The following is a 24387-nucleotide window of genomic DNA, read 5'->3' as shown; positions in this document are numbered from 1 at the left end:
ATGTCCCAGCTGTTTCTGCGCACTCTGCGTGACGACCCCGCCGACGCCGAAGTGCCCAGCCACAAGCTGCTCATTCGCGCCGGATATATCCGGCCCGTCGCGCCCGGGCTGTACACCTGGCTACCGCTAGGCCTGAAAGTCCTACGCAACATCGAGCGCGTCGTGCGCGAGGAGATGAACGCGATCGGCGGGCAAGAGATCCTGTTTCCCGCCCTGCTGCCACGAGCTCCGTATGAGACGACAAATCGGTGGACCGAATACGGCGACGGCGTCTTCCGGCTCAAAGACCGCCGCGGTAACGACTACCTGTTGGGCCCCACGCATGAAGAGCTGTTCACCCTGACAGTGAAGGGTGAATACAACTCCTACAAGGACTTTCCGCTCACGCTGTATCAAATCCAGAACAAATACCGCGACGAAGCCCGGCCGCGGGCCGGCATCTTGCGGGTCAGGGAGTTCGTGATGAAGGACTCCTACTCCTTCGACATCGACAGCGCCGGGCTCAAGGCCGCCTACCATGCGCACCGCGAGGCCTACCAGCGCATCTTCGACCGCTTACGGGTCCGCTATGTCATCGTCTCGGCGGTGTCCGGCGCGATGGGCGGCAGCGCATCCGAAGAATTCCTCGCCGAAAGCCCGGTCGGCGAGGACACCTTTGTGCAGTGCCTGCAGTCCGGTTACGCGGCCAACGTTGAAGCGGTCGTCACCGCCCGCCCGGAGTCCCAACCGATCGATGGTCAGCCCGAGGCGGTGGTTTACGACACCGGCGACACCCCGACCATCGCCACTCTGGTGGCCTGGGCCAATGAGGCGGATCTGGGCCGTGCGGTGACTGCCGCAGACACCCTAAAGAACGTCCTGGTCAAAGTCCGCCAACCGGGCAAGGACTGGGAGCTGCTGGCCATCGGGGTGCCTGGTGACCGCGAGGTCGACGAAAAGCGGCTCGGCGCCGCGCTGGAACCGGCCGAGTACGCGTTGCTCGACGACAGCGACTTCGCCAACTACCCGTTCCTGGTCAAGGGCTATATCGGACCAAAGGCATTACGGGACAACGATGTTCGCTACGTGGTCGATCCTCGGATAGTCGACGGCAGCAGCTGGATCACCGGCGCCGACGAACCTGGCCGCCACGTGGTGAACCTGGTGGCCGGCCGCGACTTCACCGCCGACGGCACCATCGAAGCCGCTGAGGTGCGCGCAGGCGATCGTTCGCCGGATGGCGCTGGCCCCCTGGTCATGGCGCGCGGTATCGAGATTGGCCACATCTTCCAGCTCGGCCGCAAGTACACCGATGCCTTCACCGCCGACGTGCTCGGCGAAGACGGCAAGCCGGTACGGCTGACCATGGGCTCCTACGGCATCGGGGTGTCGCGGCTGGTCGCCGTCGTCGCTGAACAACACCATGACGAACTGGGCTTGCGCTGGCCACCAGAAATCTCGCCATTCGACGTACACCTGGTCATCGCCAACAAAGACCCCGAAGCACGCGCCGGGGCCATTGCCCTGGCCGACGAACTGGATCGGCTGGGTCTTGCGGTGTTGCTCGACGATCGGCAGGCTTCGCCCGGCGTCAAATTCAAGGACGCAGAGCTGCTGGGCGTGCCTTGGATCGTCGTGGTGGGACGCGGCTGGGCGAACGGCGTTGTGGAACTGCGTGACCGGTTTAGCGGTCAGACCCGCGAACTGGCCGCCGGGGCCCCCCTGGCCACCGACATCGCGGCGGCGATCACCAGGTAGTTATTCGTTGCCGCCCGGGAACGATGCGGTGATCGGCCAGGCGCCCAGCACCTTGTTCCAGCGGGCTGCCATGACCGCGCTCTGGGTCAGGGCTGTTGCGGCGAATGCCCGGTCATCGGCCGTATCGGCGTGCTCAACGACCGCGCGCCATGCCGTCGCGCCGTCGCTCTCCATCCGCACAGCCAGCCGCGCCGCGTCGGCTGGGCTGCCCACGTCGTTGGGCAACTGGTAGCCAGCGGCAGCCGCTGGTCCCGTGACCTTGCGGGCGGCCAGCATCGCGATGACATCGTCGCGACGTTGGCGGTGTTGGTTCAACGCCTCCGCCACCAAGTCGTTGACGCTGGGCGGCGACAGCGCGGACACGATGCCGTAGCCGTAAATGGTTGCGTGCTCGACAGCAAGAGCGTCGCTGAGCGCCGCGATGTCGGCGTCTTTTCCAGTTGGGGGGCCGGCGGGGGACTGCTTCGGGCTGGCGCCGAAGCTCGGCTCGGACGAGGTCATATCGACGGCCCCCCGGGCATGAGTGCAACCGAGTAGGACGCGGTGCAGGAAGCGGCGATGGAGCCGAGCAGTCCGGCGCGATAGCCCGACAAGGTGGCCACGAGGCGACTGGCATCCTCGGCGGACTTGCGCAGCGAGTCGACGACGTCAGAGACCGGTGGGGGCGGTGGCGGCGGCTCGGCGCCAGCCTGGCCAGGGCTGGCGCTGGAGCTGCTTGTTTCGCTGGTAGCGGAAACCAGCTTGCCCGCAGCTCGGGCGACCTCAGTGGCCAGCGCCCGCGCATGGGCGGCGCGCTGGCTGGCGACCACAGTCAGTGCGGCCGCGATCTGAGGCGGATTACCGATCGCGCCGGCGGCGGCAGCAGCTAGCGCACTGTCGTGCCTGGCCTGGTCTAACGGTGAAAGAAGCTCCTCGACTGCGGGGGCCTTGGGCCCGGACTCGCCGCAGGCGGAGACGACCACTCCGAGGGCAGCGAGAGCAGCACCGCCGGCGAGAACACCCCGCCTGTTGATGACGAGTACTGCTTTGGGCACAGCAACATCCTGCCATCGCTGCCGAGCTGGGCACGATCAGGGACGACGAGGTTAGACCTTGACGACGTGATCACGGCGGTATCAGCGATTCCTGGCGTATCGTTGATAGCTGGTTCCCCGCGGATCGTCGGTGAAATGCGGGCCGGTCGGGCGCCGGGAGCCGCCCTGGCGGCGACATCCGCCAGACGACCGGACAACTCAAGATGAGGAGCTCGCCGTGACCACCGGGCTACCTTCGCAGACGCAGGTGACCGAGCTACTCGGTGGGGAGTTTGGGCGCGCAGGCTACGAGATCGAAGACGTGGTCATCGACACCCGCGCCCGCCCACCACGGATCACGGTGATCGCCGACGGCGACACCGCACCGGACCTCGATACCGTCGCCGCGCTGTCGCGCTCAGCTTCGGCTCTGCTGGATAGTCTGAACATTATTCGGGGCAGTTACGTCCTGGAAGTGAGTTCACCCGGCGTGGAACGTCCGTTGACCAGTGAAAAGCACTTTCGCCGTGCGCGCGGACGCAAGATCGACCTCGCACTATCCGACGGATCTCAGCTGAGCGGCCGAGTCGGTGAGGTCCGCGGTGACACGCTGACGCTGGTGGTTCGTCAACACCGAGACTTCGCGGTGCGCCAGATACCGCTAGCGGAGATCGCCAAAGCTGTTGTTCAGGTGGAGTTTTCGCCCCCGGACCCGGCCGAGCTGGCACTGGCGACGATGGGTGGGGCCGCTGAGACGGAGGCCGAATCATGAACATCGACATGGCCGCGCTGCACGCGATCGAGGTGGACCGGGGCATCTCGGTCAACGAATTGCTCGAAACCATCAAATCGGCGCTGCTCAGCGCCTACCGGCACACCCAAGGTCACCAGACCGATGCCCGTATCGAGATCGACCGCAAGAGCGGCGTTGTACGGGTGATTGCCCGGGAGCTGGATGAAGACGGGAACCTTATCAGCGAATGGGATGACACCCCGGAGGGTTTTGGCCGCATCGCTGCTACCACTGCACGTCAGGTGATGTTGCAGCGGTTCCGCGACGCCGAGAACGAGCGCACGTACGGGGAGTTCTCAACCCGTGAGGGTGAGATCGTCGCCGGTGTGATCCAGCGCGACAGTAGGGCCAACGCCCGCGGGCTGGTGGTGGTCCGGATCGGAACCGAGACCAAGGCGTCCGAAGGCGTGATCCCCGTTCCTGAGCAAGTCCCCGGCGAGAGCTATGAGCACGGCAACCGGCTGCGCTGCTACGTGGTCGGAGTGAGCCGCGGTGCCCGCGAACCGGTGATCACCTTGTCGCGCACCCACCCCAACCTGGTGCGCAAGCTGTTCTCGCTAGAAGTTCCCGAGATCGCCGACGGGTCGGTGGAGATCGCGGCGGTGGCTCGGGAGGCCGGTCATCGTTCCAAAATCGCGGTCCGGTCGAACGTCCCAGGGCTCAACGCCAAAGGTGCCTGTATCGGGCCGATGGGCCAACGTGTCCGCAACGTGATGAGCGAGCTTTCCGGAGAGAAAATCGACATCATCGACTACGACGACGATCCGGCGCGCTTTGTCGCCAACGCCTTGTCGCCGGCGAAGGTGGTTTCGGTGTCGGTAATCGACCCGAATGCGCGGGCCGCCCGCGTAGTGGTGCCGGACTTCCAGTTGTCGCTGGCCATCGGCAAGGAGGGGCAGAACGCCCGCCTGGCCGCCCGGCTCACCGGATGGCGCATTGACATCCGCGGTGATTCGCCCGGGCATCCGGCAGGGCACCCTGAACAGGGGGCCAGCCGCGGAATGGCACACGAACGCTAGCCGCCGGCCTCGGAACCATAACGCCCACGCCGGGTGGTTCTGGTCGCTGTTTCGGTGACGCTAGACTGAGCCGTGATCCAGCGCGAGCCTTCGGCCACGGCGCGCAGATGCCCGGAAAGTCCCTGCGGACCGGTGCGGACGTGTGTCGGGTGCCGCAAGCGAGAGTTGGCTGTCGAACTGCTTCGAGTGGTGGCTGAGTCGACTGGGAACGGCAGCTACGCCGTGATCGTTGACACAACCAGAAGCTTGCCGGGGCGGGGTGCGTGGCTGCATCCCCAACCGCAATGCGTACGACAAGCAATTCGGCGGAGGGCTTTCACCAGAGCGCTGCGCATCACCGGTCCACCGGATACATCCGCGGTGGTCGAGCACGTAAGTGCGCTTGACGTACCGAGCAACAGAACAGGTAGCAAAGAACATGAGCACACCGTGAAGTCCCGATGACTCCCACCTCTATGCGTTACAGCTAGCACCCGAGGCGCGGCCCACGACTGTCGCCTCATAGACAGGAGATGTAGTGGCAGGTAAGGCCCGCGTACACGAGTTGGCAAAGGAACTCGGTGTTACCAGCAAGGAAGTCCTCGCCCGGCTGAGTGAACAGGGCGAATTCGTCAAATCGGCATCGTCGACAGTGGAGGCGCCCGTCGCCCGCCGGCTGCGTGAATCCTTCGGCGGTGGTAAGTCCGCACCCGACAAGAGCGTCGATAAGGGTCTCGACAAGGGTGTTGCCCAGGCAGCCGGCAAGGTGTCCGCGGCGGCGGCCCCTGGCAAAGTCCCGGACCAGTCGCTCGACCAGGCCCTCGATAGAGCGATCGAGCAGGCCGCCGGCAACGGCGCAGCGACCGTCGCACCGGTCAAGGGCGTCGACTCGGAGCGGGCCGTAACCCCGGGCCCACGAGCTACCCCGGCCGCCCCGGCTGCTGCCCCGACGCCGGCTCCTCCACAGCCGACGCAACCTGGGCTGCCGCCGGCCCCGACACCTGGGCAGCCGCCCAGCTCTTCGCCGCCTCACCCCGGCATTGCTGCGGGGCCGCGTCCAGGCCCGGCGCCGAAGCCCGGGACTCGTACTCCGCGGGTGGGCAACAACCCGTTCTCGTCGGCGCAGCCCGCCGAACGGCCCATTCCGCGTCCCCCGGCTCCACGCCCGGGGGCGCCGCGGCCGGGGGCGCCCCGTCCAGGCGCTTCGCCTGGCAGTATGCCTCCGCGTCCCGGCGGCGCGGCCGGTGGACCTCGTCCACCACGCACCGGCGCGGCGCGACCTGGTGGTGCCCGGCCGGGCGGGCCCGGCGCCCGCACTGATGGGGGCGGCGGCAATTACCGTGGCGGCGGCGGCGGTGGCGTAGGTGCCGCGCCTGGAACTGGATTCCGTGGGCGTCCCGGTGGTGGTGGTGGCGGCCCTGGCGGTGGCGGCCCTGGCGGTGGCGGCCCTGGCGGTGGCGGCGGCGGCCGTCCCGGCCAGCGCGGCGGTGCCGCTGGCGCGTTCGGCCGTCCCGGCGGCGCGCCCCGGCGTGGCCGCAAGTCCAAACGGCAGAAACGCCAGGAATACGACTCGATGCAGGCCCCTGTAGTCGGCGGGGTGCGGCTGCCGCACGGCAACGGCGAGACGATCCGGCTGGCGCGCGGTGCGTCGTTGAGCGACTTCGCTGAAAAGATCGACGCCAATCCGGCGGCCCTGGTGCAGGCGCTGTTCAATCTCGGCGAGATGGTGACGGCCACGCAGTCGGTCGGTGACGAGACGCTGGAGCTGCTGGGCAGCGAAATGAACTACAACGTCCAGGTGGTCAGCCCTGAGGACGAGGACCGCGAGCTGCTGGAATCCTTCGACCTGACCTATGGGGAAGACGCCGGGGGCGAATCCGAATTGCAGACCCGTCCGCCGGTGGTCACAGTGATGGGCCACGTCGACCACGGCAAGACCCGACTGCTGGACACCATCCGGAAGGCCAACGTTCGTGAGGGCGAGGCCGGCGGCATCACCCAGCATATCGGCGCCTACCAGGTCGCCGTCGAGCACGACGGAGCCGAGCGGCCGATCACCTTCATCGACACCCCCGGTCACGAGGCGTTCACCGCGATGCGTGCCCGCGGCGCCAAGGCCACCGACATCGCGATCTTGGTGGTGGCGGCCGACGACGGCGTGATGCCGCAGACGGTCGAGGCGATCAATCACGCGCAGGCCGCTGACGTGCCGATTGTGGTGGCGGTCAACAAGATCGACAAGGAGGGCGCCGACCCAGCCAAGATCCGGGCTCAACTCACCGAGTACGGCCTGGTCGCCGAGGACTTCGGCGGCGACACCATGTTCGTCGATATCTCGGCCAAGAACGGCACCAATATCGAGCAGCTGCTGGAAGCGGTGCTGCTGACCGCCGACGCGGCACTGGACCTGCGGGCCAACCCGGACATGGAAGCCCAAGGTGTGGCCATTGAGGCCCATCTGGACCGCGGACGCGGGCCAGTCGCCACGGTGCTGGTGCAGCGCGGCACGCTGCGGGTCGGTGACTCAGTGGTCGCCGGCGACGCGTATGGCCGGGTTCGACGGATGGTCGACGAGCACGGCGAGGACATCGATGCGGCCTTGCCGTCGCGTCCCGTCCAGGTCATCGGCTTCACTTCGGTGCCTGGGGCTGGCGACAACTTCCTGGTCGTCGACGAGGACCGCATCGCCCGTCAGATCGCAGACCGGCGCAGTGCCCGCAAGCGCAATGCTTTGGCGGCACGCTCGCGTAAGCGGATCAGCTTGGAGGACCTGGACTCGGCGCTGAAGGAAACCAGCCAACTCAACCTGATCCTCAAGGGCGACAACGCCGGTACCGTCGAGGCGCTGGAAGAAGCCTTGATGGGGATCGAGGTGGACGACGAGGTGGCGCTGCGCGTCATCGATCGCGGTGTCGGTGGCATCACCGAAACCAATGTCAACCTGGCCTCGGCATCGGATGCGATCATCATCGGCTTCAATGTGCGCGCCGAAGGCAAGGCCACCGAGCTGGCCAACCGCGAGGGCGTCGAGATCCGCTACTACTCGGTTATCTACCAGGCGATCGACGAGATCGAAAAAGCCTTGCGCGGCATGCTCAAGCCGATCTACGAAGAAGTCGAGCTGGGTCGCGCCGAGATCCGGGCATTGTTCCGGTCTTCGAAGGTCGGACTCATCGCCGGCTGCATGATCACCTCGGGTGTGGTGCGCCGCAATGCCAAGGCCCGGCTGCTGCGAGACAACATTGTGGTGACCGAGAATCTCTCGATCCAGTCGCTGCGGCGAGAAAAGGACGATGTGACCGAGGTTCGCGACGGCTTCGAATGCGGTATGACGCTGGGCTACTCCGATATCAAGGAAGGCGACGTCATCGAGTCCTACGAGCTGGTTCAGAAAGAACGCTCGTGACCACCGCGGCATGCGGGGGCAAGGGTGCAATCGTGAGGGGCCGCACGTATGGCTGACCCCGCGCGAGCGCGCCGGCTGGCCAAACGGATCACCACGATCATCGCGTCGGCAATCGAGTACGAAATCAAGGATCCGGGTCTGGCCGGGGTCACCATCACCGACGCCAAGGTGACAGCCGACCTGCACGACGCGACGGTGTACTACACCGTGATGGGGCGCACGTTAGACGAGGACCCGGACTACGGTGCCGCGGTCGCGGCGCTAGAACGGGCCAGGGGGGTGCTGCGCACCAAGGTCGGAGCGGGAACCGGTGTGCGCTTCACGCCTACCTTGACGTTCACCCGAGACATTACGTCCGACACTGTGCATCGGATGGAGGAGTTGTTGGCCCGCGCCCGCGCCGCCGACGCCGACTTGGCGCGGGTTCGGCAGGGTGCCAAGCCGGCGGGGGATGCCGATCCGTACCGTGATGGAGGGGGTTCCGGCGGACTTGGCGATCGCATCGAGGCTATCGAGGCTGAGGACGCTGGTGACAACGACCGATCGCAAGACTGAGCTGGCCGGTTTGCGGAGTCCAACCGGGGCGCGAGTCGACGCCCTCGACGCCGCCGAGTTGTTGTCGGGCGCGACCAGGATCGCGGTGATCGCCCACGTTCATCCCGATGCCGACACCATCGGCGCCGGACTGGCCCTGGCCCTGGTGCTGGACAAGTGCGGCAAGCAAGTCGAGGTGAGTTTCGGGGAACCCGCCACCCTGCCGGAGTCGCTGGCGGCACTGCCCGGCGGCCACCTCTTGGTGCGCCCCGATGCGATGAGCCGCGACGTCGACTTGGCGGTGACCGTTGATGTTCCCAGCGTCAGGCGGCTCGGCGAGCTAAGTGACCTTGCCAGCCCGGGCCGAGAGGTCCTGGTTATCGACCATCATGCGTCCAACACGGCGTTCGGCACCGCCAACTTCATCGATCTGTCGGCAGATTCCACCACCATGATGATCGCCGACCTGCTCGACGCGTGGGGCAAGCCGATCGAGGTGGACGTTGCCCACTGCATCTTTGCCGGGTTGACGACGGACACCGGATCTTTTCGTTGGGCCAGCGCCCGCGGCTATCGACTGGCGGCCCGGCTGGTCGAGATCGGAGTGGATAACGCCGCTCTGAGCCGGACCTTGATGGACACCCATCCTTTCGAGTGGTTGCCGATGCTGTCGCGCGTGCTGGGCTCGGCGCGATTACTACCCGAGGCGATTGACGGCCGGGGGTTGGTCTATGTCGTCGTCGACAACGAGGAGTATCGCCAGGCACGCGCCGAAGAGGTGGAAAGCATCGTCGATATCGTGCGTACCACCGAACAGGCCGACGTCGCGGTGGTGTTCAAGGAAGTCGACCCGCAGCAGTGGTCGGTTTCGATGCGAGCCAAGAAGAATATTGACTTGGCTGACGTCGCGTCCGGGTTTGGCGGAGGTGGCCATCGGCTGGCCGCCGGTTATTCAACGAGCGGCGCGATCGACGATGTCGTGGCGCAGCTGCTGGCTGTTCTGGGCTGACGCCATTGGTTGACGCCGGCCGGTCTCGCGTTGCTGCCCGTCGGATTCTAGCGCTGGCGTTGCCTGCGCTGGGTGTGCTGGCCGCCGAGCCGTTGTATTTGCTGTTCGACACCGCCGTGGTCGGTCGGCTAGGGGCGCTGTCGCTGGCGGGTTTGGCTATCGGCAGCCTGGTGCTTGGCCTGGTCGGCTCGCAGGCGACGTTCTTGTCCTACGGCACCACGGCGCGCTCGGCGCGCCACTTTGGGGCCGCCGACCGGGCCGCGGCCGTCGTCGAGGGTGTGCAGGCGACCTGGCTGGCGGTGGGCCTGGGCGGGTTGACGATTGTGGTGGTCGAAGCTGCGGCGGTGCCATTGGTGTCGGCAATATCGGGCGGTGCTAGCGTCTCGGGCATCCCCGAGGCCGCCTTGCCGTGGCTGCGGATCGCGATCCTGGGGGTGCCCGCGATTCTGGTCTCGCTCGCCGGCAATGGCTGGATGCGTGGGGTGCAGGACACTATGCGGCCGTTGCGCTATGTCCTCGCCGGGTTCGGGTTGTCAGCATTGCTGTGCCCGCTGTTGGTTTATGGCTGGTTAGACCTACCCCGGATGGGGTTGGCCGGTTCTGCGGTGGCCAATCTGGTTGGGCAATGGCTGGCGGCGCTGATGTTCGCGGGCGCATTGTTGGCCGAACACGTGCCACTGCGGCTCGATAGGCGGGTGCTGCGTGCGCAATTGGCGATGGCCCGCGATCTCGTCTTGCGGAGCTTGGCTTTTCAGATTTGTTTTGTCTCGGCAGCAGCGGTTGCCGCGCGGTTCGGCGCAGCCGCGTTGGCGGCACACCAGGTGGTGCTGCAGTTGTGGGGTTTTCTGGCCTTGGTGCTCGATTCGCTGGCCATTGCGGCGCAGTCGCTGGTGGGTGCGGCACTGGGTGCCGGCGACGTCGCGCACGCGAAGTCGGTGGCGTGGCGGGTGACCGCGTTTTCCCTGATGGGGGCGGGTATCTTGGCGCTGGCATTAGAGGCGGGGGCCCCGGTGCTTCCCACCCTTTTCACCAACGATCGAGCGGTGCTGGCAGCTATTGCGGTGCCGTGGTGGTTTCTGGTGGCTCAATTGCCCTTTGCTGGAATCGTTTTCGCCCTTGACGGAGTGCTGTTGGGTGCTGGCGATGCCGCGTTCATGCGCACTGCCACCATCGCCAGCGCGCTGGCGGGCTTTCTGCCGCTGACCTGGTTGTCGTTGGGGTACGGCTGGGGGCTGGCCGGTATCTGGTCTGGCCTGGCCAGCTTTGTCGCGCTGCGGTTGGTGTTCGTCGGATGGCGTGTGGCGAGCGGTCGATGGGCACTGACCGGGACTGCGTAACGTGCGAAATTGCCGTGATGGCTGTGGTTTGGGCTTGGAGCGCGACCACGGCGGCAATCTCGACGACAACGAGCGGGATACACTGCGCCGGTGACGATAACGCGGCCACATCGGCATCGGCCGTGGCAAGATTACGCGCTGTTCGTCGCGTTGGTGGGCCCCAATGTTGGGTTGTTGCTGCTGTTCATTTATCGGCCATTGGCCGACAACATTAGGTTGTCGTTCTTCGATTGGAATATCTCCGACCCGCGAGCCGACTTTGTTGGGATCTCCAACTACACCGAGTGGCTCACCCGCGACGACACCCGACAAATAGTGTTCAACACGCTGGTGTTTACCACCGCAGCGGTGGTCGGCTCGATGGCGCTGGGGCTGGTGCTGGCCATGCTGCTCGATCAGCCCTTGCGTGGCCGAAACTTTGTGCGCTCAACCGTTTTCGCGCCATTTGTGATTTCTGGTGCCGCTGTTGGCTTGGCAGCACAGTTTGTGTTCGATCCGCATTTCGGTCTGGTGCAAGACTTATTGAGGCGCATCGGAGTTGACGTGCCCGACTTTTACCAGGATGCGCCATGGGCGCTATTTATGGTAACGGTTACCTACATTTGGAAGAACCTGGGCTACACGTTCGTGATTTATCTAGCCGCACTGCAGGGAGTACGCCGAGATTTGTTGGAAGCGGCCGAAATCGACGGCGCCAGCCGGTGGACGAAGTTTCGTCGCGTGCTTTTGCCGCAGCTGCGTCCCACCACCTTTTTCTTGTCGATCACGGTGCTCATCAACTCGCTGCAGGTGTTCGACGTGATCAACGTCATGACCGGCGGTGGCCCGGAGGAGACCGGCACCACCACCATGGTCTACCAGGTGTACCTGGAGACGTTCAGGAACTTCCGGGCCGGTTACGGCGCCGCCGTCGCCACCATCATGTTCCTGGTTCTGCTGGCCGTCACCTATTACCAGGTGCGGGTGATGGATCGGGGACAGCGGCAATGACGCCAGAAACCCGTCGCGTCACCGCGACAACGGTGCGTTTGTCCGGCTATGCCGCGATGTCGTTGGTTGTGGTGCTGATCGCCGGGCCGCTGCTGTTCGTGTTCTTCACCTCGTTCAAGGATCAGCCCGATATCTACTCCCAGCCCACAACGTGGTGGCCGCCGCACTGGCACCCGCAGAACTATCGGACGGCCACTCATCAGATCGCGTTCTGGACGTATTTGCGCAACTCGGTGATCATCACGTCGGTGCTGGCCGTGGTGAAGTTTGTGCTCGGCGTGCTCAGCGCGTTCGGTTTGGTGTTTCTGCGCTTTCCGGGCAAGAACGCGGTGTTCTTGCTGATCGTCGCGACCTTGATGGTGCCCAATCAGATCACTGTGATTTCCAACTACGCGGTGATCTCACAATTGGGTCTGCAAAATACCTTTGCGGGCATCATCCTGCCGCTGGCGGGTGTCGCATTCGGGACATTCTTGATGCGCAACCACTTTCTGTCGCTGCCCCCTGAGGTCATTGAAGCGGCCAGCATGGATGGCGCACGCTGGTGGCAACTTCTCCTGCGGGTGGTGTTACCGATGTCGGGGCCCACCATGGTGGCGTTCGGCGTCATCACGGTGGTCAATGAATGGAATGAGTACCTGTGGCCGTTCTTGATGTCTGATGACGAATCGGTGGCCCCGCTGCCGGTGGGGCTGACCTTCCTGCAGCAGGCCGAGGGTGTGACTAACTGGGGTCCGGTGATGGCGGTGACGCTGCTGGCGATGCTACCCATCCTGTTTATCTTCATCGTCCTGCAGCGGCAGATGATTAAGGGCCTCACCTCGGGTGCGGTCAAGGGTTAGCGTGCCATGGATACCGTGAGCCGCCGACAGTTCCTCGCGCTGGCTGGTGCCGCGGCCGCCACCGGCGTGGCGGCCGGCTGCGCGGGAATGGGCGGCGGCGGATCGGTAAAGTCCGGCTCCGGTCCAATCGAGTTCTGGTCCAGCCATCCTGGCCAGTCGACTGCGGTGGAAAAGCAGCTGATCGGCCGTTTCCAGGATCAGTTTTCCGGTTTGTCGGCCAAGCTGATCGACGCCGGCAAAAACTACGAGGAAGTGGCGCAGAAGTTCAATGCGGCGCTGATCGGAACCGACGTGCCCGACGTGGTTTTGTTAGACGACATCTGGTGGTTTCATTTTGCCCTCAGCGGTGTCATTGCTCCGCTGGACGACTTGTTCTACCAAGTCGGTTTGGACACACCGGATTACGTTGACTCGCTACTGGCCGATTACAAGTTCGAGGGCCGACACTACGCATTACCCTATGCCCGCTCGACTCCACTGTTTTACTACAACAAGGCGATATGGGATCAGGTCGGTCTACCCGACCGCGGTCCACGATCCTGGCCCGAATTCGACGAATGGGGTCCCCAGCTGCAGCGCGCCGTCGGTGCTAACAAGTCGGCGCTCGGCTGGGCCAACGCCATACTCATCTCGTGGACCTTCCAGGGTCCGAACTGGACATTCGGCGGGGCCTACTCCGACGAGTGGACCCTGAAGTTCACCGACCCGACCACCATCGCGGCCGGCGACTTTTACCGGGATTCCATTCACCGCAAGGGGTACGCGACGATCGCTAACGATGTCGCCAATGAGTTTGCCACCGGCATCCTGGCCTCGGCCGTGGCATCCACGGGTTCATTGAACGGCATCGCCGCCACCGCACGTTTCGAGGTCGGCGCGGCGCCATTGCCCACCGGCCCGGGCGGAGCCCCCGGCTGCCCAACAGGCGGAGCCGGCCTGGCGATCCCCACCAAGCTCTCCCAGGAGCGAAAAGTAAACGCCCTCAGGTTCATCGAGTTCGTCACCAATCCGGCAAGTACTGCGTATTTTAGCCAGCGCACCGGCTATCTGCCGGTGCGCAAGTCGGCCGTCGACGATCCCGGTGAGCAGCAATACCTGGCAGACAACCCTTGTGCCCGAGTCGCTTTGGACCAGCTTCCACACACGCGACCGCAGGACTACGCCCGTGTTTTCCTGCCGGGCGGTAACCGGATCATCTCCGCCGGCCTGGAAACCATTGGGCTCAAGGGAGCTAACGTAACCAACACGTTCACCAAGATCAACCATCAGCTGCAGGGCATCCTCGACCGCCAGATCAAACGAAAGCTGCCGGGTCATGGCTAGGGTTCAGTATTGCGCTGTCACCCATCGCTATCCCGGTGCGGACGCGCTGGCCGTCGACACTTTGGACCTCGACATCGCCGACGGCGAATTCCTGGTCCTCGTGGGTCCTTCCGGCTGCGGCAAGTCCACAGTGCTACGCCTGCTGGCTGGGCTGGAATCAGTGGAAAGCGGCGCCATCACCATCGGCGATATGGAAGTCACCCAGCTACCGCCGCGGGCGCGCGACGTCGCAATGGTGTTCCAGAACTACGCGCTATATCCGAATATGACGGTGGCCGCCAACATGAGTTTTGCCCTGCGCAACGCCGGCATGTCGCGGGCCGCGGCTCGGCAGCGCGTGATTGAAGTCGCCGAAATGTTGGAATTAACCGCACTACTTGACCGTAAACCGTCGAAGCTTTCGGGCGGCCAGCGTCAACGGGTGGCGATGGGACGTGCGATTGTGCGCCGCCCGAAGGTGTTCTGCATGGACGAGCCACTGTCAAATCTGGATGCCAAGCTGAGAGTGAGCACCAGGTCGCAGATCTCAGGATTGCAGCGTCAACTGGGCACCACCACTGTCTATGTCACTCATGACCAAGTAGAAGCGATGACGATGGGCGACCGGGTTGCCGTGCTCAAAGACGGTGTGCTGCAACAGGTTGATACGCCGCGGACGCTGTATGACAATCCGGCCAATACCTTCGTCGCCACCTTCATCGGCGCACCGGCGATGAACCTCTTCGAGGCCGCCGTGGCTGACGGTGTCGTGACATCGTTGGACCTGGCAATACCGGTGCCGCGCGGGGTGGTCGGCCAGGTGCTCATCGGTGTTCGGCCGGAGTCCTGGGATGTGGCGCCGGCCAACACTCCGGGGTCATTGACCGTCCAGGTCGAATTGGTCGAGGAGCTGGGCTTCGAGTCCTTCGTGTACGCGAGCCCGGCGCATCAGGACGGGTGGTTGCTACGCGGGCAACGCATCGTGTTCCGGGTGGACCGCCGTACCGCAGTCAGTGTCGGTGAATCGTTAGGGATCGTGCCGGCACTACGCGAATCGTGCTTCTTCGACAGCCAGACCGAGGTTCGTATTTGCTGAGGGCAGCTAGCCCAGCTGGGACCGTCCGCGTTTGAGCACCGCCTCACGGTTTGCCGCGATATCGTCGCCGCTGGTCCGAAATTGCCTGGCCGCCGTCGCTTCCAGCCACAGCGCACCAGCCGTCTGCGATTCGTCGATGCGATGGTAGGAGGCCAGCAGCGCCCGGACCGCGTTCTGGTTGTTGCCGACGATGGACGCCGCGAGCTGGCGGGCGGCGGGCAATAGTTGGTCGTGCGGAACCACCTCGGTCACCAAGCCGGCGCGCAGTGCATCGCGGGCCGACAAGTAGTCGCCGGTGAGGCTCATCCGCCGGGCCAGGCCGACACCCACCTGCTGCGGCAGCCGCACGGTGAGCCCCCAGGTGGGTAGCAGGCCTACCCGGGCGTGCGTGTCGGCGAAACGTGCCCGCTCCGAGGCGATCAAGATGTCGCAGTACAGCGCTAGTTCGAGCCCGCCGGTCACCGCAGCGCCGTTAATGGCGCCGATCACCGGTTTGGTCATCGCCGGCCAGCGCGGCGAAATGTCCGGCAATGCCGTTTGCCCGCCCAGCTCTTTGAGGTCCAGTCCCGCGCAGAACACCGGATCGGTACCAGTGAGGATAACGACGTCGACGTCATCGTCGGCCGCGGAACCAGCCAGGGCCACGAAGAATTGGTCCCGCAACTTCGCGGACAACGCATTGCGGGACTGGGGACGGTTGAGGGTTAGGGTGCGCACTCGCTCGTCGGTTTCGATCAGCAAGATTTCGTCGGTCATGACCTCACCGTAGCCACTTGCAAACAGGGCCCTGACGCCCCGTGTACGTCGGGTGAACAATCGTGCCCTCGCTTGGCCGATGGGCCGTGGGGACGTTACTCTTTCTTCCGGTCAGCTAATAGGTGCATATAAAAATTATTGTGATGCAAACTGTTAGCCACATCACTTTTCGACGTAAGCGCAGGTGCATGCGTCGATGGCGAACGCCGCCACTTCAGCAAGGAGACTAGGCGATGGATTTTGGTGGCTTACCACCGGAAGTCAACTCAGCGCGCATGTACACCGGACCCGGGGCGACACCGATGACGACGGCGGCGTCGGCCTGGAGTGGGCTGGCCGCTGAATTGGATTCGACAGCCGCCGGTTATGAAACCCTGGTCACCCAGCTGGCCGGGGAGGAGTGGCTGGGCCCGGCGTCGACGGCGATGGCGGATGCCGTCGCGCCCTACATCGGGTGGCTGAGGGCCGCCGCCGCCCAAGCAGATCAGACGGCTATGCAGGCCAGAGCGTCAGTGGCCGCCTACGAGGTTGCCTTGGCCGCAGTGGTGCCACCGCCCCTGATCGTGGCTAACCGGATGCAGTTGGCCCAATTAGTGGCGAGGAATGTCTACGGCCAGAACACCGCGGCGATCGCTGCCTTGGAAGCCCAGTACGGCCAGATGTGGGCCCAGGATGCGGCAGCCATGTACGAGTACGCCGCCGCCACTGCCTCGGCCAGTACGTTGACCCCGTTTGGACAGCCGCCGCAGATCGTGGACCCGAGCGCTGCGACCGGCCAATCCGGTGCGGTCGCGCGCGCCGCTGCTACCGCGGCCGGCACCAGCCAATCAACGCTTTCCCGACTTATTTCGGGAATCCCCAAGGTGCTCCAAGGACTCGCGACGCCGCTTGCCGAAAGCACAGCGTCCACTTCGCCCTTTGGGTGGCTGTGGCAAATCCTGTTCGGAACGTCAACTTTTCCGACATCGATTGCGGCGTTGCTGACCGATTTGCAGCCATACGCCAGCTTTTTCTACAACACCGAGGGCCTGCCCTACTTCAGCATTGGAATGGCAAACAACTTTGTTCAGTCGGGGAAAACTTTGGGGTTGATTGGGGGCGCGACCACGGCCGCTGCGGCCGCTGGCGGCGCCGCCCAGGGCGGTTTAGCGGGATTGGGTGGGCTGATGGGCGGCGGCGAGCAGGTATCAGCCGGTTTGGGCCATGCCCCCTCGATCGGCCGGTTGTCGGTTCCGCCCACCTGGGCGCAAGCGCTGCCGGACTCCAACGCAATCCCAACCCGCATGCCGATCGAAACGCTCAAGTTTGCGCCCGAGGGCGGCGGCGCCGGAAACCTGCTGGGCGGCATGCCGCTCAGCGGGCCGGGGCACAGCGCGAGTGGTTCCGGTCCCCGATATGGTGTGCGCCCCACCGTGATGGCGCGCCCGCCGTTCGCCGGATAAGACGTGACAGCGACGACAGCTCACCAGATGAGAGTTGGCCCTGCGGGTGACGGCGAGCAATCGAGGGCACCCCGATGATGCCCATGGATTACGGAGCACTGCCTCCAGAGATCAATTCGGCACGCATCTATGACGGTCCAGGATCGGGATCCATGCTGGCGGCCGCAGGCGGCTGGGATGCGCTGGCAGCTGAGCTGGGCGTGGTGGCCGCGGGCTATGCAGCAGTGCTTGCCGAGCTGACTAACGCGCCGTGGATTGGTCCGGCAGCCGCTTCCATGCTGGCCGCAGCTACGCCGTATGTGGCCTGGCTTCATGCCACCGCTACTCTGGCTGAACAGACTGCTGGCCAGGCTCGGGCGGCGGCCGCCGCTTTCGAGACCGCCTTTGCCATGACGGTGCCCCCGCCGGCGGTTGCCGGCAATCGCGTCTTGCTGATGACGTTGATCGCCACCAACTTCTTCGGGCAGAACACCGCGGCGATCGCGGCCACCGAGGCCGAGTACGCCGAGATGTGGGCCCAAGACGCTGCCGCGATGTATTGCTACGCCGGGTCCTCGGCGGCCGCCACCGTGCTGACACCTTTCACGGCGGCCCCAGCGACCACCAATTCGGCGGGCCCGCTTCCGCGAGCGGCCGCGGTAGGCAAAGCCGCCGCCGCTACCAGCGCAAGCCGGGCAGCGATGTCGTCGAAGGCTTGGGAGCTGGCCTCTACGTCGACGGTATCGCTTGCGTTGGAACATCTTTCATCGAATTCTCAATTCCCGTGGTACTTAGCCCTCGCGGCATGGCTCGAGGCGCATTTGCCCAACATCACGCCCGCGGAACGGACCGCATTCGTTCGGCTGGCCGGGTTGAGCTATTTCGGAGTCGGGATGGGGCAATTCATTGCCTCGATCGCGCAGCAAGCTATTCCGGGCTCGCCGGGCGGCGCCGGCGACTCAGGATCCTCTGTTGCTAACAACTGGGGTCCGAAGCTCCACATCGGAGCAACCCGCGGTGTCGGGCCATCCGAGCAGTATTGGGAGCGCCTGGACAGCCTGGCCAGACCGGTGTCGGCGGTGATGGGTCAGGCTGGGTCGACAGGATCCTTATCGACGCCGAGTAGTTGGGGCGCCAGCGTTCGGGCGTTACCCGCCACCGCCTGGGAGAAGCAGCTCGATGTTGTCGCCTCCTTGGCGAACGCGAAGTCCAACGCTTTCTTGCAGGGCATGCCGATGGCTGCGGCTGGCAGGCACACCACCGCGGCTGATCACCGATACGGATTCCGCTACCGGGTGATGCAACGCCCACCATCTGCGGGGTAGCCAGCTGCATCGCGCCTATCGTTGAGGCATGTGTCGGAACATCACCGAATTGCGAGGCCTGGAACCGCCAGCCACAGTGCAGGAGATTGCGGCTGCGGCACGCCAGTACGTGCGCAAGGTCAGTGGCATCACCCATCCGTCAGCGGCCCACGCCGACGTGTTCGAAGCTGCGGTCGCCGAAGTCACCGCTGCCACAACGCAATTGCTGGCGGCTCTACCGCCACGGCGTCAGCCGCCGAAAACCATTCCGCCGTTGCGCCGGCCTGAGGTCGTGGCCCGATCCCAGTGACGCCCGCGCTGAAGGAATGGAGCGCGGCCGTTCACGCGCTGCTGGACGGCCGCCAAACCGTGCTGTTACGCAAGGGCGGCATTGGCGAGAAGCGTTTCGAGGTTGCCGCCCAGGAGTTCTTGCTGTTCCCAACGGTCGCGCACAGCCATGCCGAGCGGGTGCGCCGTGAGCATCGCGACTTGTTGGCGCCCGCAGCCGTGGACAACGCCGACCGGCACGTGCTGGTGCGCGCCGCAGCGAAAGTTGTTGCCGCACTGCTGGTTAACCGACCGGAGCGGCTGGAGCGGATCCAGGATCTGCATATCTGGACCGCCGAGTCCATACATGCCGACCGGCTCGACTTTCGGCCCAAGCACAAACTGGCCGTCCTGGTGGTATCCGCGATTCCGCTGATCGAGCCCGTGCGACTGGCCCGCCTGCCCGAATACGGGGGTTGCACGAGCTGGGTACAGTTGCCGATTGCCCCGAGCCTGGCCGCGCCGGTCCATGAGGGGGCAGTGCTATCTGAGGTCGCTGCCCGGGTCCGTGACGCCGTCGGGTGAGTCGCCGACCGGCAGCAGCAGCCGGGAATCGCCGAAATGCACCGAATGGATCGCCGGGGTGACCTGTCGGGCCGTTAGTGTCGGCTCTTCGGTGCCGAGGTTGCGGGCGTAGCGCGGGAACCAACTGCCGGCAACGAGCACACGGATACGCGAGCCGGCTTTGAATCGGTGCGCGACAGCGTCGAGCTCGATGCGGACTCGCTGCGGTGCGTCGCCCAGGCGCCGGTAGCCGTCGCTGACATTGCGGGATCTACCCTTGGCGTCGACCTCGCTGACCCGGACGAATACGTCGACGTTGGGGTTATCGGAGCTGTGTACCAGCTCGACGACGGGGTTGCCGTACACGTATATCTCGGCGGTGAGGGTGGTGCCGGTAAAGGCCAGCACGTCGTCGCGGTTCGCCAACCGCGTGTCGTCGCGGTAGCCGCCGGTCGGCGCCAGCAGCGGACCGCCGGTGGTTGGTGTTGGACGGGTCGGGTCATAGCGGAACGTCGCCGGAGGCGTCCCGCCCATCGGTGCGATCTCGCCCAGCTGACCTGCCGGCTGTAGATAGCAGGCGCGCTCGGTGGTCGGCGGCGGCCAAACTGAAAGATGGTGCCAACCCTTTCCCGTGACGAAGATGCGAACCCGGCTCGGGCGGCGCAGCGCAGGCGCGCGGCCGAGGTGGGCATCTAGCCAGTCCAATGATTCCCGAGCATGGGTGGCCAGCCCTTTGGTGACCATTTGACCGTGTGTCCACGGCCCCACGGTCAGCGCGGCGTTGCCCCCGCGGTCGCGCAACCGTTGATACTGCTGCAGCGTCTGGCGTAGGAAGACGTCTTGCCAGCCGCCCAACAGCAGTATCGGAATCTGCGCCTGCTCCAACCCGGCCGGAAATCGCAGCCGATCCCAGAACGCGGCGGTGTGGTCGGCGTTTTCCACCCAAGACTCGAACCACGGCGCGCCCGTGCCGAGCAGCTTGCGTGCCGACGTGCCCATGGGCAACTCAGCTACCGCCCTGGCCACTCGTCGGGGCGAGGTCAGCTGGCGGATCGCGGCACGGACGCGAACCGGATCCTCCTGGCGTGACACCGTCGCGGCCCAACCCAGAAAGTCGTGCACAGTGAACGATCCAGTGCCCCACACCTGGGCGCCCATGTCGTGGGGGCCGACGGCGATCACCGCCGCAGCCAGCTCCGGCGGCGGATCGTGCAACAAAGCCCACTGGGTGAAGCCCAGGTACGACAAGCCGATCGTGCCGAACCGGCCGGTGAACCAGGGCTGGTGCCGTAGCCACTCAACGGTGTCGGCGCCATCGGCGCTTTCGTGGGCCATCGGCTCGAACTCTCCGGCCGACCCGAACGTTCCCCGCACGCTTTGCAGCACGACGTGATAGCCGCGGGCGGCATACAGCCTGGCGAAGACCAACGAGAATGGGAACCCGCGCCCATATGGTCCCCGGACCAGCAAGGTGCCCGCGGGCGCAGCGGTGACGGGGGAGTAGTGGTCGGCCACCAGATGGATGCCGTCGCGCATCGGCACGTGGACGTGGTTGACCCGGTAGCCGGTGGTGGCTCGCGGCAGCCCAAGCAGGCCGCCCACAGCACCCGCGACTGCTGTGCTGCCTCGGGTGGTCAGGGCGCTTGGCTTGTGCTGCTTCACAGCCCCGGGTGGCAGTTAGAACTTGTAATACGGGGCCAGGTCGTTGGCCCGCTGCAGGTTGGTGGACGGGCAGTCGACGTCTGGCTCGGAATAGACCGTGGAGTAGAACAGCGACTGCTGGATCACTCCGTAGCTGGTCTTGAACGCCACCATGCAGGAGGAGTACCAGAAGCTGTTGTGGTACGTCGGCTTGAGCACCCAGTACTGCGCGGCGCGGTGGCCGGCGATGGTGGTTTCGATGGCGTCGGGCGGCAGTGTTTGGGCGTAGGTCCGCCAGATGATGGGCTCGACGGCAAGCTGGTAGTTGCCCGCATCGTAGTGGCACCGCAGCCCCTCCTCGGCTTCCGGCGGCGTATAGGCCAGACCGAACCGCTGGATCGCTTCGAAGGGAATGTCATTGCACGGGTCGAACGGGCTGGGGTCGGTGGTCGCCACGATTGGGCTCTTCATCGTGGTCGACATCGGCGCGGCGGTTGACCGCAGCTCGATCTTTTGGTCGGCCGGTGTGGGGGAGGCGCCTTGCCAGCCCACCGTGCCGGCAACCGCTGCTGTAACCAGCGCACCGAACGCTCCGGCCAGACGCACCTTGGCGAACACGACACCCCCTGCCCTTGGCGGTCCTCTTGCCGGGAGTGTACAAGTCGCCTCGGCGCCCTCACAGGGAAACGAGAACTTGTTCTACCCGTGCCCGGCATTGGTGAATACGGCCTTCGCTGCCGCTGACGCATAATGAAGGGCCTGCGACGGGCATGAGGAGGTCGGGTGTTTCAGATCAGTCCGCAGCAGTGGCTGCACTCAGCGGCGCGGGTGACTGGCCATGGTGAGGACCTGGCGGCCGGACATCTGTCGTCTGACTATCGGATGCAAGCTGCCCAGTTCGGCTGGCAGGGCGCCTCGGCGAGGGCGCTCAACGCCAAAGTGGACGACTGGCTGGAGGCATCGAGGGCGTTGCTGACCAGGATCGGCGATCACGCACGCGGGCTGCACGAGGCCGCTGTCGGGCATGCGGAAGCGGAGGCGCAGCGGGCCCAGGCGCTCGCCCAAGTCGGGTTATCCGCAGACGGTATCGCCGGCAGCTCTCAGGAGTGATCGGTGACGTTGACGGTGGCTGACATCGAACGGTGGGACGCCCAAGCGGTCCGGGAGGTGTTTCACGGGGCCAAAGCCCGCGCAGACGTGACGTTCGAGGCGTCGCGTCAGTTAGCGACGCTGTCGATTTTCGCGAGCTCGGGGGGTAAGACCGCCGAGGCGGCGGCACACCAAAACGCGGCTATCCGCCAGGACCTCGACGCCCACGGGTTCGAGGCGTTGGCCGTCGCTCGGGCGGCTGACAAGGCCGCTGACGGGATTGTGCAGGTCCAATCCGAGCTGGCCGCACTGCGCAAGGACGCCGCGGCCGCCGAGCTGACGATCGCTGCGCTATCGAACAAGGTGGTGCCGCTTCCCGGGCTGCGATACACCGAGGCGGAGTGGGCGCGGATGCTGGCCAAGCAAGCCCAGCTGCAGGCTGAGCTGGATGTGATTGTGGCCGAAGCTAACGAAGTCGACGAGGAATTGGCCTCAGCGGTCAATATGGCGGACGGTGATTCGCCCATTCCGGCTGACTCTGGCCCGCCGGTCGGTCCTGAAGGTTTGACGCCGACACAGCTTGCCAGCGATGCCAACGAGGAGCGGCTGCGCGAGGAACGCGCCAAGCTGCAAGCCCGGATCGGGCAGCTGCAGGGGCGTTATGAGCAACTCGTGGCGCAGGCTGCCACGGACTACCACAACGGCATCCTCGACAGCGATGCGTTGGGTCAACTCGCCGCCCTCGATGATCAGCTGACCGCCGCCAAGGGCCGGCTGGGCGATCTTGATGCGGTTGACCAGGCGCTGCGGAACGCCCCGGAGACCTACCTCGCCCAGCTGCATCTTCCCGAGGACCCACGCCAGCAGGTGTTGGCGGCGGTGGCGGTCGGTAATCCTGACACCGCCGCCAATGTGTCGGTGACCGTGCCCGGCGTCGGGTCGACGCTACGGGGTACCTTGCCCGGCATGGTGACTGAGGCCCGCAACCTGCAAGCCGAAGAAGCCCGGCAATTGAAAAACGCCGGCTTACCGACATCTGTTGCCGCCATCGCTTGGATGGGCTACAACCCGCCTCCCAACCCGCTTGACACTGGAAGTGCCCACGACTTGTGGCAAACCATGACCGACGGGCAGGCACGGGCGGGGGCTGCCGATCTGTCGAGGTACCTGCAGCAGGTTCGGGCTAACAACCCTACTGGCCACCTGACCGTATTGGGCCACTCCTATGGATCGTTGACGGCGTCGCTGGCCTTGCAGGACCTCAACGCCCACGGCGCCCATCCCGTCAACGATGTGGTGTTCTACGGCTCGCCCGGCCTGGAGCTGTACAGCCCGGCGCAGCTTGGGCTGGACCACGGACAGGCCTATGTGATGCAAGCTCCGCACGACCTGATCACCAGTGCGGTCGCTCCGCTCGCGCCGCTGCACGGTTGGGGTCCAAACCCCTATCTGACCCCCGGGTTGACGGAGCTGTCATCCCAGGCAGGTTTTGACCCTGGCGGCATTTGGCGTGACGGGGTGTATGCCCATGGCGACTACCCACGGGTCTTCCAGGATGCCGCCGGCCAGCCGCAGCTGCGGATGTCCGGGTATAACTTGGCGGCGATCGCCGCCGGGCTGCCGGGCAACAAGGTGAGCGCGCCGCTGCTGCCACCAGTGCTGGGTGGCGGCATGCCGGGCGCACCGGGCCCTCTACCTGCCGGGGGACATTGATGCGGTGCCTGGTGGTGTGGCTGGCCGTCGTGTGTGTGATGGCGGTCGGTTGCGGTCCCAGTGGTCATGGGATCGGTAGTGGGGAGGAGGGCCCATTGAGCCCGGAGAAAGTCGCCGAACTGGAGAACCCCCTACGCGCCAAGCCGCCGCTGGAGGCCGCCAAGGATGAGTACCGGGCCGCGGTGACTCGGATGGCCAATGCCATCACGGCGCTCGTGCCTGGGTTGACGTGGTCGATGGATATGGACAGCTGGAATCACTGCGGCGGTCAATATGTATGGACCAACGCCAAGATGGCGTATTTCATGGTCGGGTTCAGTGGGCCAATCCCCGACGACAGGTGGGCGCAGGCGGTGCAAATCGTGAAAGACGGTGCGAAACAGTTCGGCGCCAACAACTTTGGTGTCATGAAGGATAAGCCGGGTGACCACGATGTGTACATTTCTGGAACTGGCGGCGTCGAATTCAAGCTCGGGACCCAGGTAGCTTCATCACTCACGGCGCAGTCGGACTGCCGGATCAGCCAAACCGACACTCCGAAGCCCTCGCCGACGCCGTAGTGGCCAGCTGTTAGC

Annotated in this window: 24 protein-coding genes; 19 read left to right on the top strand and 5 right to left on the bottom strand. The window is 65.2% G+C overall.

Annotated features, from left to right (window positions below):
* Positions 1-1737: proline--tRNA ligase (locus F0Q45_RS06330; RefSeq protein ID WP_149653130.1), on the top strand; the 1737-nt coding region annotated here is incomplete at its 5' end.
* On the opposite strand, the gene F0Q45_RS06325 is transcribed toward F0Q45_RS06330, so the two are convergent.
* On the bottom strand, positions 1738-2238 hold the full coding sequence (locus F0Q45_RS06325) for a ferritin-like domain-containing protein (protein ID WP_149653129.1): 501 nt from the start codon (positions 2236-2238) through the stop codon (positions 1738-1740).
* A complete protein-coding gene (locus F0Q45_RS06320) occupies positions 2235-2771 on the bottom strand; it encodes a hypothetical protein (RefSeq protein WP_149653128.1) in 537 nt (178 codons plus the stop codon). The genes F0Q45_RS06325 and F0Q45_RS06320 overlap by 4 nt, the downstream gene beginning before the upstream one ends.
* Positions 2772-2988: 217 nt before the next feature.
* Between F0Q45_RS06320 and rimP the strand changes: the two genes are divergently transcribed.
* The 11 genes from rimP (at position 2989) to F0Q45_RS06265 (ending at position 15057) form a co-directional block, all read left to right on the top strand.
* Positions 2989-3522: a ribosome maturation factor RimP gene (gene rimP / locus F0Q45_RS06315; protein WP_149653127.1), complete on the top strand. Its 534-nt coding sequence runs from the start codon at positions 2989-2991 to the stop codon at positions 3520-3522.
* Positions 3519-4562, top strand: a complete 1044-nt coding sequence (nusA, locus tag F0Q45_RS06310; protein ID WP_149653126.1) for a transcription termination factor NusA — start codon at positions 3519-3521, stop codon at positions 4560-4562. Before rimP ends, nusA begins: the two co-directional genes overlap by 4 nt.
* A 72-nt stretch (positions 4563-4634) precedes the next feature.
* Entirely contained in the window at positions 4635-5006 is a 372-nt protein-coding gene (locus tag F0Q45_RS06305) for a YlxR family protein (RefSeq protein WP_188112813.1), read from the top strand.
* Between the two features lie 73 nt (positions 5007-5079).
* Positions 5080-7947 carry a translation initiation factor IF-2 gene (gene infB / locus F0Q45_RS06300; protein ID WP_149653125.1) on the top strand — a complete coding sequence of 956 codons (2868 nt, stop codon included), beginning with the start codon at positions 5080-5082 and terminating at the stop codon, positions 7945-7947.
* A gap of 48 nt (positions 7948-7995) precedes the next feature.
* Positions 7996-8502 (top strand): 30S ribosome-binding factor RbfA, encoded by a 507-nt coding sequence (rbfA, locus tag F0Q45_RS06295; RefSeq protein WP_149653124.1) that lies wholly within the window; start codon positions 7996-7998, stop codon positions 8500-8502.
* Positions 8477-9490, top strand: a complete 1014-nt coding sequence (locus tag F0Q45_RS06290; protein ID WP_149653123.1) for a DHH family phosphoesterase — start codon at positions 8477-8479, stop codon at positions 9488-9490. The genes rbfA and F0Q45_RS06290 overlap by 26 nt, the downstream gene beginning before the upstream one ends.
* 5 nt (positions 9491-9495) lie before the next feature.
* A complete protein-coding gene (locus F0Q45_RS06285) occupies positions 9496-10827 on the top strand; it encodes an MATE family efflux transporter (RefSeq protein WP_149653122.1) in 1332 nt (443 codons plus the stop codon).
* A gap of 90 nt (positions 10828-10917) precedes the next feature.
* The gene (locus tag F0Q45_RS06280; protein WP_149653121.1) at positions 10918-11817 is read left to right on the top strand and encodes a carbohydrate ABC transporter permease; all 900 of its coding nucleotides are present in this window, start codon (positions 10918-10920) and stop codon (positions 11815-11817) included.
* Complete coding sequence (locus F0Q45_RS06275; RefSeq protein ID WP_149653120.1) at positions 11814-12659, top strand: carbohydrate ABC transporter permease; 846 nt, start codon at positions 11814-11816, stop codon at positions 12657-12659. Before F0Q45_RS06280 ends, F0Q45_RS06275 begins: the two co-directional genes overlap by 4 nt.
* A gap of 6 nt (positions 12660-12665) precedes the next feature.
* On the top strand, positions 12666-13982 hold the full coding sequence (locus tag F0Q45_RS06270) for an ABC transporter substrate-binding protein (protein WP_149653119.1): 1317 nt from the start codon (positions 12666-12668) through the stop codon (positions 13980-13982).
* Positions 13975-15057 (top strand): ABC transporter ATP-binding protein, encoded by a 1083-nt coding sequence (locus F0Q45_RS06265; protein ID WP_149653118.1) that lies wholly within the window; start codon positions 13975-13977, stop codon positions 15055-15057. Before F0Q45_RS06270 ends, F0Q45_RS06265 begins: the two co-directional genes overlap by 8 nt.
* 6 nt (positions 15058-15063) lie before the next feature.
* Here the strand turns inward: F0Q45_RS06265 and F0Q45_RS06260 are convergent, their stop codons facing one another.
* Positions 15064-15813, bottom strand: coding sequence for an enoyl-CoA hydratase (locus F0Q45_RS06260; RefSeq protein WP_149653117.1), 750 nt, complete (start codon positions 15811-15813; stop codon positions 15064-15066).
* Positions 15814-16046: 233 nt separating this feature from the next.
* On the opposite strand from F0Q45_RS06260, the gene F0Q45_RS06255 reads away from it, so the two are divergent.
* From F0Q45_RS06255 to F0Q45_RS06240, 4 genes are all read left to right on the top strand, one after another.
* The gene (locus F0Q45_RS06255) at positions 16047-17255 is read left to right on the top strand and encodes a PPE family protein (RefSeq protein WP_149653116.1); all 1209 of its coding nucleotides are present in this window, start codon (positions 16047-16049) and stop codon (positions 17253-17255) included.
* Positions 17256-17338: 83 nt separating this feature from the next.
* Positions 17339-18559, top strand: a complete 1221-nt coding sequence (locus F0Q45_RS06250) for a PPE family protein (protein ID WP_149653115.1) — start codon at positions 17339-17341, stop codon at positions 18557-18559.
* A gap of 28 nt (positions 18560-18587) precedes the next feature.
* The gene (locus F0Q45_RS06245; protein WP_149653114.1) at positions 18588-18848 is read left to right on the top strand and encodes a DUF2277 domain-containing protein; all 261 of its coding nucleotides are present in this window, start codon (positions 18588-18590) and stop codon (positions 18846-18848) included.
* Complete coding sequence (locus F0Q45_RS06240; RefSeq protein WP_149653113.1) at positions 18845-19390, top strand: DUF1802 family protein; 546 nt, start codon at positions 18845-18847, stop codon at positions 19388-19390. Before F0Q45_RS06245 ends, F0Q45_RS06240 begins: the two co-directional genes overlap by 4 nt.
* Here F0Q45_RS06240 and F0Q45_RS06235 read toward each other — a convergent pair.
* Together F0Q45_RS06235 and F0Q45_RS06230 are read right to left on the bottom strand one after the other, a co-directional pair.
* The gene (locus F0Q45_RS06235) at positions 19349-21031 is read right to left on the bottom strand and encodes a CocE/NonD family hydrolase (protein ID WP_262490890.1); all 1683 of its coding nucleotides are present in this window, start codon (positions 21029-21031) and stop codon (positions 19349-19351) included. The two genes, F0Q45_RS06240 and F0Q45_RS06235, sit on opposite strands and share 42 nt — an antisense overlap.
* Before the next feature lie 15 nt (positions 21032-21046).
* Complete coding sequence (locus F0Q45_RS06230; protein ID WP_149653112.1) at positions 21047-21628, bottom strand: DUF3558 domain-containing protein; 582 nt, start codon at positions 21626-21628, stop codon at positions 21047-21049.
* Positions 21629-21793: 165 nt separating this feature from the next.
* On the opposite strand from F0Q45_RS06230, the gene F0Q45_RS06225 reads away from it, so the two are divergent.
* From F0Q45_RS06225 to F0Q45_RS06215, 3 genes are read left to right on the top strand one after another with little or no spacing between them, the layout of a single operon-like run.
* The gene (locus tag F0Q45_RS06225) at positions 21794-22120 is read left to right on the top strand and encodes a WXG100 family type VII secretion target (protein ID WP_149653111.1); all 327 of its coding nucleotides are present in this window, start codon (positions 21794-21796) and stop codon (positions 22118-22120) included.
* Positions 22121-22123: 3 nt separating this feature from the next.
* Complete coding sequence (locus F0Q45_RS06220; RefSeq protein WP_149653110.1) at positions 22124-23812, top strand: alpha/beta hydrolase family protein; 1689 nt, start codon at positions 22124-22126, stop codon at positions 23810-23812.
* Entirely contained in the window at positions 23812-24372 is a 561-nt protein-coding gene (locus tag F0Q45_RS06215; protein WP_149653109.1) for an LppA family lipoprotein, read from the top strand. The genes F0Q45_RS06220 and F0Q45_RS06215 overlap by 1 nt, the downstream gene beginning before the upstream one ends.
* Positions 24373-24387: the final 15 nt, after the last annotated feature.

It is taken from the genome of Mycobacterium simiae (assembly GCF_008370645.1).
Taxonomy (GTDB): domain Bacteria; phylum Actinomycetota; class Actinomycetes; order Mycobacteriales; family Mycobacteriaceae; genus Mycobacterium; species Mycobacterium simiae_A.
Note: the sequence above shows the minus strand (reverse complement) of the source record. Positions and strands in the feature narration are given on the sequence as shown.

What these genes read in the sequence shown, in the direction of transcription:
- F0Q45_RS06325 (WP_149653129.1), bottom strand. Translation starts at nt 2,238, where the DNA reads ATGACCTCGTCCGAGCCGAGCTTCGGCGCCAGCCCGAAGCAGTCCCCC.
- nusA (WP_149653126.1), top strand. Translation starts at nt 3,519, where the DNA reads ATGAACATCGACATGGCCGCGCTGCACGCGATCGAGGTGGACCGGGGC.
- rbfA (WP_149653124.1), top strand. Translation starts at nt 7,996, where the DNA reads ATGGCTGACCCCGCGCGAGCGCGCCGGCTGGCCAAACGGATCACCACG.
- F0Q45_RS06275 (WP_149653120.1), top strand. Translation starts at nt 11,814, where the DNA reads ATGACGCCAGAAACCCGTCGCGTCACCGCGACAACGGTGCGTTTGTCC.
- F0Q45_RS06270 (WP_149653119.1), top strand. Translation starts at nt 12,666, where the DNA reads ATGGATACCGTGAGCCGCCGACAGTTCCTCGCGCTGGCTGGTGCCGCG.
- F0Q45_RS06265 (WP_149653118.1), top strand. Translation starts at nt 13,975, where the DNA reads ATGGCTAGGGTTCAGTATTGCGCTGTCACCCATCGCTATCCCGGTGCG.
- F0Q45_RS06260 (WP_149653117.1), bottom strand. Translation starts at nt 15,813, where the DNA reads ATGACCGACGAAATCTTGCTGATCGAAACCGACGAGCGAGTGCGCACC.
- F0Q45_RS06255 (WP_149653116.1), top strand. Translation starts at nt 16,047, where the DNA reads ATGGATTTTGGTGGCTTACCACCGGAAGTCAACTCAGCGCGCATGTAC.
- F0Q45_RS06250 (WP_149653115.1), top strand. Translation starts at nt 17,339, where the DNA reads ATGGATTACGGAGCACTGCCTCCAGAGATCAATTCGGCACGCATCTAT.
- F0Q45_RS06245 (WP_149653114.1), top strand. Translation starts at nt 18,588, where the DNA reads ATGTGTCGGAACATCACCGAATTGCGAGGCCTGGAACCGCCAGCCACA.
- F0Q45_RS06215 (WP_149653109.1), top strand. Translation starts at nt 23,812, where the DNA reads ATGCGGTGCCTGGTGGTGTGGCTGGCCGTCGTGTGTGTGATGGCGGTC.